Source organism: Pseudomonas pharyngis, assembly GCF_021602345.1.
GTDB classification, from domain to species: domain Bacteria; phylum Pseudomonadota; class Gammaproteobacteria; order Pseudomonadales; family Pseudomonadaceae; genus Aquipseudomonas; species Aquipseudomonas pharyngis.
Genome location: NZ_BQID01000004.1, coordinates 205426 through 217366 on the forward strand (window position 1 = coordinate 205426; position 11941 = coordinate 217366).

The window sequence follows — 11941 nt, forward strand, 5'->3', positions numbered from 1 at the left end:
GCTCCTGACATCCAGTCACTCGAAACGCCCCTCGCGTTTTACCGGAACGGCGCTCGAATGCAATCAACCGTCCATGGCCAATTGTTGCTTGAGGTCAGCGCTCCACCGGCTGAATCGCCACAATCGTCCCGTTGGTGATCATCACCATCACGTACTTGTCATTGATCTGTACCCACTGCGCCTGCGGCTCCGGCTGTTTGAGGCCTTTCTGTTTCCAGTTTTTGATGGCTTTTTCGCTGCGCTGGTAGATATCCGGGGCGCGGTCGTTGACGTTCAATTCGCGGTTGCCGGTCGGTGATTGTTCGACGGTGTCGTTCGAGGTTTGCGCCGCTTGAACGAGAGGGCTGATCCCGGCGATGCCGGCGACGAGGGCCAGGCTGGCGATTAGGGTCTTGTTGTTCATCGGTGAACCTCCTTCAGATGTGTGATACCTGAACTCCGACTGCTGAGTTCCGGAATCATTCCTTGTTTTTTGATGGCGCTGAGCCGGAGATTGTAGTCGCCAGTCATGACGCTATCGCTGGCAAGCCAGCTCCCACATTAATCTCGATTGATCTGCATAGCACATCAATCCATGCCAACAATGCAATTAACAAATCGATCCCTGCGCGCCACTATCCGCCCCAATAAGAACCGTGCGCCGCCTCCCCGTCGCGCACGTCATAAAAGCGGTGGAGTACTTTTCTATGACAGCCTCAATCCCACACGGCGGCTCGCGGGCCGGCGCCATTTTCCGGGTGACCTCGGGTAACTTCCTCGAACAGTTCGACTTCTTTCTGTTCGGCTTCTACGCCACGCAGATCGCGGCGGTGTTCTTTCCGGCGAGCAGTGAGTTCGCGTCCCTGATGATGACTTTCGCAGTGTTCGGCGCAGGCTTTTTGATGCGTCCGCTGGGGGCTATCGTGCTCGGCGCGTACATCGATGACGTCGGTCGTCGCAAAGGTTTGATTGTCACCCTGTCGATCATGGCCAGCGGCACGATACTGATTGTGCTGGTGCCCGGATATGAAACCATCGGCCTGTTTGCCCCGGCGCTGGTGTTGATCGGGCGGCTGCTGCAGGGCTTCTCCGCCGGTGCCGAACTGGGCGGGGTTTCGGTGTATCTCTCGGAGATCGCCACGCCCGGTCGCAAAGGCTTTTTCACCGCTTGGCAGTCGGCCAGTCAGCAGGTGGCCATCGTCGTCGCCGCTGCGCTGGGTTATGGCTTGAACCAGTGGATGGCGCCGGAAGCGGTCGCCGATTGGGGCTGGCGGATTCCGTTTTTCGTCGGCTGCATGATCGTGCCGTTCATCTTCTTTCTGCGGCGCAATCTCGCGGAAACCGAAGAGTTCGCCGCTCGCAAACATCGTCCGAACATGAAGGAAGTGTTCCGCACCCTCGGCCAGAACTGGGGCGTGGTACTGGGCGGGATGCTGATGGTTGCCCTGACCACCACCGCGTTTTACTTGATTACCGTGTACGCACCGACCTTCGGCAAAACCGTGCTGCACCTGAGCACATCGGATGCGTTGCTGGTGACGCTACTGGTGGGCGTTTCCAATTTCTTCTGGCTGCCGATTGGCGGGGCGTTGTCCGATCGCGTCGGCCGCCGTCCGGTGCTGATCGCCATGGCGCTGCTGGCGCTGGCCACCACGTATCCGGCGTTGTCGTATCTGGTGCAGGCGCCGAGCTTCAGCCACATGCTGCTGTCGCTGTTGTGGCTGTCGTTTATCTACGGCCTGTACAACGGCGCAATGATTCCGGCGCTGACCGAGATCATGCCGGTAGAAGTGCGCGTAGCCGGCTTCTCCCTGGCATACAGCCTCGCCACTGCCGTGTTCGGCGGGTTCACCCCGGCAATGTCGACCTTCCTGATTGAGTACACCGGCGACAAAGCCGCACCGGGTTACTGGATGAGCATCGGCGCACTGTGTGCATTGTGCGCGACGCTTTATCTGTATCGCCGGGCCGGCGGTCGTCTGCAACCTGTTACTGCCTGAGAACATCACCATGAAAAAACTGTTTACCGTTTCAGCCCTGCTCGCCGGTCTTGCGTTCAACGTTGCGGCCCAGGCCGAAGAACTGCGGGTCATGACCTCCGGCGGTTTCACCGCCGCCTATAAAATCCTCGGGCCGAAATTCGCCGCCGCCACCGGCAACACGCTGGACACCCAACTCGGCCCGTCGATGGGCAAGGCCCCCGAAGCGATCCCCAACCGCCTCGCCCGTGGTGAAAAGGCCGACGTGGTGATCATGGTCGGTTACGCCCTCGACGATTTGATCAAGCAAGGCAAGGTCGACCCGGCGTCGCGGGTGGAACTGGCGGATTCGCGAATCGGCCTGGTGGTGCGCGAAGGCGCGCCGAAACCGGACATCAGCAACGTCGACGCCCTGAAGAAAACCCTGCTCGACGCCCAGTCGGTGGCCTACTCCGACAGCGCCAGCGGCGTGTACATCGAGCAGCAATTGTTCAAGAAACTCGGCATCGAAGATCAGCTGAAACCCAAGGCGAAGATGATCCCGAAAATCCCGGTGGGCTCGGTGGTCGCCACCGGCGACTATCAACTGGGCTTCCAGCAGGTCAGCGAATTGCTGCCGGTGCCGGGAGTGAGTTTTGTGGCGAAGATTCCTGAATCGGTGCAGTCGGTAACCCGATTTGCAGCGGGGATTCCGGTGGGTGCGCAGCATCCACAGGAAGCCAAGGCGTTGCTCGCTTATCTGGCCGCACCGGCCGCCCAGGCTGATGTGCAGGCCACCGGGCTGGATTCGGTCAAGCGCTGACCGTCGGCGGCTGGACTTTCATTTCCACCACCAGCCGCTCCAACTCCAATGCCGCCGGGGTCAACGTACGACCCCGGCGTTTGATGATGCCGACACTGCGCATCACTTGCGGCTCAGTCAGCGGCACCCGCGTCAGGATCGGATGATCCGCCGCCGGCATCGCCATCAATGGCACCGCTGCCACCCCCAACCCCGCTTCCACCAGACCGATCATGGTCGTCACATGCCGCGTCTCGCAGATGCTCGGGCGCTGCGGCACCACTTTGGCCAGCGCCTGATCCAGCAGAAAACGGTTGCCGGAAGTCTTGTCGAGCGAGATGTAATCCTGCCGGTAGAACTCGTCCCAGGTCACGCTGCTGCGCCCGGCCAACGGATGATCGCGGCGGCAGGCAACGACGTAGCTTTCCTGTACCAGAGGCTCAAAATCCACGCCCGCCTCCTGGGTGCCCATGAAACTCAGACCGAAATCCGCCTCGCCGTTGACCACCGCGCTCAGCACGTCGTGGGCGCTGGAATCGAGGACTTTGACTTTGATGCGCGGAAACTGCCGGTGATAACGGGCGACCACGCTCGGCATGAAGTAGTACGCCGCCGACGGCACGCAGGCAACGGTTACGTGGCCCTGCCGATTCGAGGCGACTTCGCTGATGCCCAGCAACGCGACGTCCAGATCGTCGAGCAAACGTTCGACGCTGGGCATGAAACCGCGTCCGGCCTGGGTCAGGCTGACCTTGCGCGTGGTGCGTTCGAACAGCTTCACGCCGAGGGCGTCTTCGAGCTTTTCGATGCGCCGGCTCAGTGCCGGTTGCGACAGGCGCACGGTGTCGGCGGCCTTGCGGAAACTGCCCTGCTCGACCACGGCGCGAAAGGCTTGCAGGTCGTTGAGGTCGAAGTTGATGGCCATGGAAGACTCGAAAGGAATTGATTCGCTGAGGCTATAAATGTAACCAATTGATGCAAATTATTACAGAAGCACATCTGCTCAAGCATGTGCTGCCCTGGAGTGTTCACATAGCCTGGGATCATCTCAGTCTCCCCTAGTGGGAGTGGGCTTGCTCGCGAAGAGGTCGTGTCAGGCAACTAGTCTGCGGAATGACACACCGCCTTCGCGAGCAAGCCCGCTCCCACATCAGGATCTGCGGTGGATCTTGAATCGTTGCAACCTTTATCCTTGTCGCCCCCCGCCGTACCGCGTTACTGGAGTTCCGCTCATGCCCCATGAAGGCAATCTGTTACAAGCCGCCGTCGTCTTTCTCTTCGCCGCCGTGCTTACCGTTCCCCTGGCCAAGCGCCTGCAACTGGGCGCGGTGCTCGGTTATCTGTTTGCCGGGGTGATCATCGGCCCGTCAGTGCTGGGCCTGATCGGCAATCCGCAAAGCGTCAGCCATATCTCGGAACTGGGCGTGGTGCTGCTGTTGTTCATCATCGGTCTGGAGCTGTCGCCGCGACGTTTGTGGGTGATGCGCAAATCGGTGTTCGGCGTGGGTCTGGCGCAGGTGCTGCTGACCGGTTCGGTGATCGGGGTGCTGGCGTTATCGGTGTTCGGTCAGCCGTTGAACAGCGCGATTGTCTTGGGCCTGGGTCTGGCGCTGTCGTCCACCGCGTTCGGATTGCAAAGCCTCGCCGAGCGCAAGGAACTGACCAGCCCCCACGGTCGCCTGGCGTTTGCGATTCTGCTGTTCCAGGATATCGCCGCGATCCCGCTGATCGCCCTGGTGCCGATGCTCGCGGGGGTCGATCACCACACCAGCACCGCCGACGACGTGCGCCACAGTTTGCAGGTGCTCGGCGGCATCGCGGTGGTGGTGATCGGCGGACGTTATCTGCTGCGCCCGGTGTTCCGCATCGTGGCGAAAACCGGTCTGCCGGAAGTCTCCACCGCCACCGCGTTGCTGGTGGTGATCGGCACCGCGTGGCTGATGGACATGGTCGGTGTGTCAATGGCGTTGGGCGCGTTTCTTGCGGGCCTGCTGCTGGCGGATTCGGAATATCGCCATGAGCTGGAAGCGCAGATCGAGCCGTTCAAGGGCCTGCTGCTGGGACTGTTTTTCATCAGTGTCGGCATGGGCGCCAACCTCAGTCTGCTGCTCAGCGCGCCGATCACGGTGCTGGGGCTGACGCTGCTGCTGATCGCCCTGAAGTTGCCGCTGTTGTTTGTGGTCGGGCGTCTGGCCGGCGGGTTGAACAAGGTCAGCGCGATTCGCCTCGGCATCGTGCTGGCGGCGGGCGGCGAATTTGCGTTTGTGGTGTTCAAGATCGGTCGCGATCAGGGGCTGTTCGAACCGCGCCTGTATGACCTGCTGGTGCTGACCATCACCCTGTCGATGGCGGTCACGCCGCTGTTGCTGTTGGTCTGCGCACGACTGGTCAGCCCGAAAGTACAACCGGTGGAAGTGCCGGAGAAATTCCGCCAGATCGAGACCGAAACCCCACGGGTGGTAATCGCCGGCATGGGTCGGATGGGCCAGATCGTGGCGCGGATTCTGCGGGCGCAGAACATCAAGTTCGTGGCGCTGGATACCTCGGTGGAGACTATCGAACTGTCGCGCAGTTTTGGTGGCGTGCCGGTGTTCTACGGTGACCCGATGCGTCCGGAAATCCTTAGTGCGGCCAAGGCCGGGGAAGCGGAGTATTTCGTGATTGCCACGGACGATCCGGAAACCAACATCAAGACCGCCGAGATCGTGCGCAAGCTCTACCCGCACATGAAGATCATCGCTCGGGCGCGTAACCGGCAGCATGTGCATCGGTTGGTGGATGTGGGGGCCGATCCGATCCGGGAGACCTACTACTCAAGCCTGGAAATGAGCCGTCGCACCCTGGTAGGCCTCGGCTTGACCCAGGCCCAGGCCGATGCGCGGATCAAGCGCTTCAAGCACCATGACGAACAAGTGCTTGAGGCTCAACACGCGGTGTACGACGACGCGGCCAAAGTCCTGCAGACCGCCCAGGAAGCGCGGGCGGAACTGGCCCGGTTGTTCGAGTCGGATCAACTGGAAGAACAATCGGGCAAGTCCTGAAGGTTGCAGAGTTCCAAATGTGGGAGCCAGCCTGCTGGCGATTGCGACAGCTCGGCCACCATCAAGGGTGGCTGAACCGGCCTCATCGCCAGCAGGCTGGCTCCCACAAGTTCAGGCTATCTCCAGCTCCCTCTCTTCTTTGGCCGGCGCCACTTCAAACCGATCCGCCAGAAACGGTGTGATGTCCAGCGGCAGCGGTTCATCGTTGACCAGTTTGTCCAGCAACACCCCGGTGATCGCCGACGTCAGCACACCGGTTCGGAAATGCCCGCAGGCGTTGAGATACCCCTCTACCCCGGCCATCGGCCCGAGAATCGGCAACTCATCCGGCGAGCCCGGCCGCAATCCGGCCCAGGTACGCTTGAGGTTGATGTCCGCCAATTCCGGCAAACAACGCACGGCGCCCTGTACTAGCCCGGCGATTTCCGGCCAGGTGGTGGTGACGTCGAAGCCCTTGTCCTCGGTGGTGCTGCCGATCAGGATTTCGCCGTTGTCCTTCTGCGCCATGTAGCAATCGCTGGTGGTCAGGCAACCGTTGAGGATTTTCGGCAGGCGTTCGGTCAGCAGGATCTGGCCTTTCACCGGTTTCACCGGAATCCGGATGCCCGTGGCCCACTCGCTCAAGTCCGCTGCCCAGGCGCCGGCGGCGTTGATCAGGGTTTTGCAGTGGAACACCCCGGCTTCAGCCGTCTGCACCCCGGTCACCCGCGTGCCGTGATGCAACACGCCGGTGATGTTGGTGTTGACGAACATGTCCACGCCATTCTGCCGGGCGCCTTCGGTGTAGCCGTCGGCCAGGCGGAACGGGCTGACCTGATGGTCGCAGAGAAACTCCAGCGCCCCGCTCGCTTCATGGCTGACGCTCGGCTCGGACTCGCGCAATGCCGCCTGATCCAGCCAGCGCACCTGATCGGCCAGATGCGGAATGCAGCCGACGATGTGCTCGGCGTACAACCGGTCTTCATCGTCATAAATGACGAATTTCAGCCCGGTCCTTTCGAACTTGAAATCCATCCCGTGGTTGTCTTTCAGCTCACGGTGCAACGCCGGGTACAACGCATTGGATTGCAAGGCGAAATCGAAGAACGACGGCGGCAGAATGTGCGGCGTGCTGGCGTCCACTGCCACCGCCGCGCCCTGGGTTTCGCGCTTGCGGTTGGCCGACATCATGCGGAAGAAAATCACCCCGCAGCCCAGCCCCACCGACTCGCCGATGGCCCACAAGCCACCGGCCGAAGCGCGGGTCGCGTTGCCCGGGCGCTTGGCGTCGATCAGCGCAACCTTGAGGCCTTTGCGCTTGGACAATTGATAGGCGATGGACGCGCCGATCACACCGCCGCCGGCAATGACCACGTCATAGAACTTACTCATGGGAAACGGCCTCCGTGCCGAGGGACTGGAATGCGGAAAAAGGAATCGGATCGATCGGGAAACGCGGCCGCAGCCAGCCGACATCCTGGCGCCCGGTGGCCTGCCGCAAACGGTCGCTGCAATAGCCGACGCACATCCGCCCCTGGCAGTCGCCCATGCTCACGCGAGTGCGCATTTTCAGGCTGGCGATGTCTTGCACGCCCTGCTCCAGCGCGCGGTCGATGTCGGCGCGGGTCGCGTGTTCGCAACGGCAGATCACCGTGTCGGCCGCCGGCAAGGCGGTCTGCCCGACGCCGCGTTCGGTGTAGCGATCCACCGCTGCGCGGAAACGCACGATGGCTTTGAGTTTGCCCAAGTAGCGGTCGCGACGGACGCGCACCAGCTCTTCTTCCAGCACGCCGCGTTGCAGCAGGATCGAAGTGGCAGCGATCTTGCCGGCGAGCATCGCCGCTTCGCCGCCGCGAATCCCGCCCATGTCACCGGCCAGGTGCACGTGGGGCTCGCTGCTTTGCTGCCAGATGTTGGCATTGGCGCGCAGGTAACCGTCGTCGCTGAAGCCGTGATCCAGGCCCATTTGCTGACTCAGTTGCGTACGCGGAATGAAGCCGTAACCGACCGCCAGCGTCTTCGCTTCGAAGCGCTCAACGCGGCTCATGTCCGGCTCCCACGTCGCCGAATACGGCGCCACGCTGACGCTTTTCAATTCGCCTTCGCCGTGCGCCTCGACCACGCCCCAGCCGTAGTGCATCGGGATGCCGTGTAATTTCAGGTAGGCCAGCATGCTCAAACCATCAAGGAACAGCTGCGGCTTGTTCAGCAGCGCCAGACTTTCCTTGGCGATCTTGCCGAACGCGCAGGCCTCGTAGACCCCTGCCACACTCACGCCCGACGCGTGCAACTGGGTCGCCACCAACGGCAACAACGGCCCGGTGCCGGCGATCACCACCGGACCCTGCGGTTTGACCACGCCACTTTTGATCTGCAATTGCAGGCCGCCGAGCATGATCACACCGGGCAAGGTCCAGCCGGGAAACGGCACGCTGCGCTCATGGCAACCGGCGGCCAGCAGCAACTGTGGGTAGGCGATTTCGTGCAGACGCTCGTCGCCGTCCAGCACCACCAGCGAGCGCGTGCCTTCGGCGCCGACCACGCGATGGTTGAGGCGCACGTCGATCAGCCCGGACTGCTCCTGGAAATCGCCGTGCAGTTTGCCCAGCGCCTCGGCATAGCGCGGCCCCAGGTAATCCAGCTGCACACCATCACGCAGCGGCCCGCGATAGACCACGCCACCGAGGCGCGAAGCCTCTTCGAGCAAGGTGCAGTGCACCCCGTGCCGGGCCAGTTCGATGGCCGCCGCCATGCCCGCCGGACCACCGCCGACGATTACCGGATGCAGGCTCATACCACCTCCTGCCCGTGAATGCGGTTGACCTGGGTCTCGATCAGCATGCCGTCGCGCACCACAGTCTGGCAGGCGCGGCGCTTGTGCCGACCGTTGATTTTCACCAGGCAGCACTGGCACACGCCCATGCCGCAATAGGCACCGCTGATCTGGTTGTGATCGTTGCGCGCGACCTGGCGCACGCCGAGGGACTGAATGACGCTGAGCACGGTTTCGCCGATGGCAGCGCTGACCGGCTGGCCGTTGATGTGGACAGTCATATCCGCCTGCGTCAAAGGCTGGATATCGAAGGTTCTTTCTAGGCAGTGCATTGCAATGATCATCCGTGAAAAGTTCAGGTGAGGTTGAAACAGCTCCTTGCTGCACTACACCTCGCCGGCTCGTGGGGGTTATCGCTCTCTATCGGGCCGGCAGGCGGGTTTTGCTCGCGCAGCAAAGTGCGCGCAAGCAATGTAGTCGATCCAGCGGCAAGGGCCTGGAAATTTCACGGTAGGGGATATTGCGCCGACGAATATTGATCCAGGCCATGGAAATGACTGTACGGTTCTGCCGCCGATCAGTTGGAGAAGACGAACTGGCCCTTGATCTTTTTCGACCCGATGAAACCAAGGTCGGGGAACAGTTTGGTTTTCAGCCACGCCACAAAAAACACCATGGCCAAGGTCAGGCCTGCACCGATCAGGGTGGATACCGGATCCTCGGAATAGCCTTTGAACAGGCGAGAAATCTGACTGAGCGTGAGGATCACGTAAATGGTGTAAGCCTGAGCGGAGTATTTGTAGAAGCCCCAGGCAAACAGCAGCGGAATACCGGCGGCGATCAGCGTGAATACCAGGGCAAATCCGACACCGATGTCCAGCCCCATGAAAAAACCGACGAGCGCGCCGAGCAGTGCCTGAATACAGGTCAGGACGATCAGAATCGTGACCTTGCGCGCATGCTGCCGGCGCAACTGGGGGTCAATCCGCGAACCTATCCAGTAAGCCAGAACCCGATCCTTGACCGCTCCACCGGAAAACGCCTTGAAGGTTTCATTTTTCGAGCGTCCTGCATCGAGCATCTCATCCAGCTGCCGTTTGATTTCCTTCTTGTCCAACGTATTCATCCTTAAATAAAAGACAGAAACGGCCAACCCACTTCTGCCGCGAGATAATCGCCGCTTACCTACCAGAAAGCAAAAACCTCAGATGCACGCGGGATAATTTGTTATCCCCGCGATTCGTAAACAGCTGAACAAGACATCACGACATCCATCAAAAAAGGTTCAAATCACGTCTTCTTTAGTCAATAACGATATAAAAGATTGGTATTTCTTACAGTTATGCACTTTTTGAAAAGCCCGCATCCTGAGTGGCGCCTAACCTCCTCTTCCCACCTGAACAAGACAGAAATCAAGGACGATCGATGATGAATACTGCGAGCCAAAAGCCTTCAGAAATTTTGAATCTTTCTCTCAACTCAACCAATCAGCGGCTTCAGCATCTGGCAGTCATTCTCGACGGAAACAGACGCTGGGCACGAGCGAATGGAGTGTCGACGCGAGAGGGTTATCGCAAAGGAGGTGAGGCAGTACACAGGCTGCTTTCATGGTGTGAAGAAAACTCCATTCCCCTGGTTACATTATGGCCTCTCTCTAAAGACAACTTAAAACGTGAACCTTCCGAGGTGGAAGATTTACTAATAACCATCGCCGAAGTAATTGAGCAACTCGTCGACAGTGGCAAATGGCGCCTGACTTTTTTTGGCGAGAAAAGTGCTCTTCCAGAAAAGCTGATCAAGATCATCTCTAACGCGGAATCAAGCACCCGAACAATCAGTGGAACCCGCGTCAACATCGGCGTGGCATACAGTGGAAAACTGGAAATCATTCACGCACTTCAAGAAATACTGGCTACGCATATATCTAAAAACCCACCCAATGCGCCAAACCGCAAAATATCTATCGATGAAATAACAAACAACTTATACAGCGCAGGAACACCAGACCCTGATCTTGTAATCAGAACGTCAGGAGAGCAACGCCTTTCCGACTTTATGCTTTGGCAATGCGCTTACAGCGAATTTTATTTTTGCGATGTTTGTTGGCCAGACTTCAGCCGTGAGGATTTTGATCTAGCGCTGCAAAGTTTTGCAAACCGGCAGCGCCGCGCCGGTTATTAGCTATAAAGAAACACCACATCGACAATGACAACGTCAAAGGGGCCATATGACATGCTTCCTACGAAACAACAGCTCGAGCTTCCCTTTCTGAATTACCCTTTTGCACCTGAGAGACATTCCTCAGCGGAGTCAGTCGATGTACAGATGACCGAATGGCTATCCCAACACAATTTACTGGATAATAAAAAACTTGCATTCGCCATTCGCCATGGCCGCTTTGGCGATTTCGCAGCGAGAGAATACCCGAGCGCCACAGATTATGGATTGCAACTCATCACCTACGTATTTGGATGGATCTTTACGTTTGACGACTTTATTGCCGACTGTGGATTTCTTGGGAAACATCCTGGAGAACTTTGTCGCATTCAACTTTGGCTGCGTGAAACAATGGATGCGCCAAGAGCATTCGACAGAAAACATTTCGAGATCCTATTTTTTTCGAACTACTCATCGGACCAGGCCACATTTTTGAAAAAGCTGGGAAACGCAACTGCCGATCTTTGGGGGCGTTTAGAAGACTTTTGCTCGGCCACCCAATATATGCGTTGCGTTGAAGCAGCCAGCTACTATTTCCTGGGGTTGGTGTGGGAGGCCAGATGGCATGAAGCCAACAAGCTTCCAACACCAAACGAGTATCTTAGCGGAAGAAAACTTACGACAGCCTGCTCCTTCGGACTTGCACTTCAAGATGTAGCAGCGCGATACGAAGTACCCTCCGAAGAATATCAAAGCACGGAGGTTCGCAAACTGATTGCTATCACCAGTGGATTGGTTGGACACTGCAATGATATTTTTTCTTTTCCAAAGGAGCGGGACGAGCCTCATACGTTATCTCTCAACTACCCTGCCACTCTAATTTTCCACCAAGGCCTCGATGCACAGGACGCCATTAATCTGGCAGCTGACCTTCATAACCAACTGATGGAGGAGTATCTACACTTGGAACGAATCTGCAGCCAACATGCGAGCATGCAATGTCTTCGCTTTCTCGACGCCATGCGTTCAAAGATGAGAGGACATTACGACTGGGCCCTCAACTCTCCGCGGTATGCCCTCTCAAAGCACTACGCTAACGTTGGTTAGATCGTCCGCCCCTGCTCGACGAAAAAGCCGCTTCAACCCGAAGGTTGAAGCGGCCAAGGCATATGCCTCAAGGAATCAGTGCACGAACAGGGCGATCAGGATGATGATCGGGATCGGTACGCCGAGGAAAAACAGCAGTAGTGAG

General features: G+C 58.8%; 11 protein-coding genes. 5 read left to right on the forward strand and 6 right to left on the reverse strand.

All coding sequences use genetic code 11. The features are described from left to right. Positions 1 to 94: 94 nt before the first annotated feature. Positions 95 to 403, reverse strand: a complete 309-nt coding sequence (locus L6D74_RS10755) for an RcnB family protein (protein WP_064597595.1) — start codon at positions 401 to 403, stop codon at positions 95 to 97. Between the two features lie 283 nt (positions 404 to 686). Here L6D74_RS10755 and tcuC point away from each other — a divergent pair, with 283 nt between their 5' ends. Together tcuC and L6D74_RS10765 are read left to right on the forward strand one after the other, a co-directional pair. Continuing rightward, positions 687 to 1979: an MFS transporter gene (gene tcuC, locus L6D74_RS10760; RefSeq protein ID WP_236189135.1), complete on the forward strand. Its 1293-nt coding sequence runs from the start codon at positions 687 to 689 to the stop codon at positions 1977 to 1979. A 10-nt stretch (positions 1980 to 1989) separates the two neighbouring features. Further along, positions 1990 to 2760 (forward strand): substrate-binding domain-containing protein, encoded by a 771-nt coding sequence (locus tag L6D74_RS10765; protein ID WP_236189136.1) that lies wholly within the window; start codon positions 1990 to 1992, stop codon positions 2758 to 2760. On the opposite strand, the gene L6D74_RS10770 is transcribed toward L6D74_RS10765, so the two are convergent. Then, positions 2750 to 3664 carry a LysR family transcriptional regulator gene (locus tag L6D74_RS10770; protein ID WP_064597602.1) on the reverse strand — a complete coding sequence of 305 codons (915 nt, stop codon included), beginning with the start codon at positions 3662 to 3664 and terminating at the stop codon, positions 2750 to 2752. The genes L6D74_RS10765 and L6D74_RS10770 overlap by 11 nt on opposite strands. A gap of 307 nt (positions 3665 to 3971) precedes the next feature. On the opposite strand from L6D74_RS10770, the gene L6D74_RS10775 reads away from it, so the two are divergent. Then, entirely contained in the window at positions 3972 to 5780 is a 1809-nt protein-coding gene (locus L6D74_RS10775; RefSeq protein WP_064597604.1) for a monovalent cation:proton antiporter-2 (CPA2) family protein, read from the forward strand. Between the two features lie 111 nt (positions 5781 to 5891). Here the strand turns inward: L6D74_RS10775 and hcnC are convergent, their stop codons facing one another. From hcnC to L6D74_RS10795, 4 genes are all read right to left on the reverse strand, one after another. Continuing rightward, complete coding sequence (hcnC, locus tag L6D74_RS10780) at positions 5892 to 7151, reverse strand: cyanide-forming glycine dehydrogenase subunit HcnC (RefSeq protein ID WP_236189137.1); 1260 nt, start codon at positions 7149 to 7151, stop codon at positions 5892 to 5894. Beyond that, on the reverse strand, positions 7144 to 8553 hold the full coding sequence (hcnB, locus tag L6D74_RS10785; RefSeq protein WP_236189138.1) for a cyanide-forming glycine dehydrogenase subunit HcnB: 1410 nt from the start codon (positions 8551 to 8553) through the stop codon (positions 7144 to 7146). The genes hcnC and hcnB overlap by 8 nt, the downstream gene beginning before the upstream one ends. Continuing rightward, entirely contained in the window at positions 8550 to 8864 is a 315-nt protein-coding gene (gene hcnA, locus L6D74_RS10790) for a cyanide-forming glycine dehydrogenase subunit HcnA (RefSeq protein WP_039767680.1), read from the reverse strand. The genes hcnB and hcnA overlap by 4 nt, the downstream gene beginning before the upstream one ends. Before the next feature lie 245 nt (positions 8865 to 9109). After that, positions 9110 to 9649 (reverse strand): hypothetical protein, encoded by a 540-nt coding sequence (locus L6D74_RS10795; protein ID WP_064597612.1) that lies wholly within the window; start codon positions 9647 to 9649, stop codon positions 9110 to 9112. A 311-nt stretch (positions 9650 to 9960) separates the two neighbouring features. Between L6D74_RS10795 and uppS the strand changes: the two genes are divergently transcribed. Together uppS and L6D74_RS10805 are read left to right on the forward strand one after the other, a co-directional pair. After that, positions 9961 to 10713 (forward strand): polyprenyl diphosphate synthase, encoded by a 753-nt coding sequence (gene uppS, locus L6D74_RS10800; RefSeq protein WP_236189139.1) that lies wholly within the window; start codon positions 9961 to 9963, stop codon positions 10711 to 10713. Positions 10714 to 10857: 144 nt separating this feature from the next. Next, the gene (locus L6D74_RS10805) at positions 10858 to 11796 is read left to right on the forward strand and encodes a terpene synthase family protein (protein WP_236189140.1); all 939 of its coding nucleotides are present in this window, start codon (positions 10858 to 10860) and stop codon (positions 11794 to 11796) included. Positions 11797 to 11941: the final 145 nt, after the last annotated feature.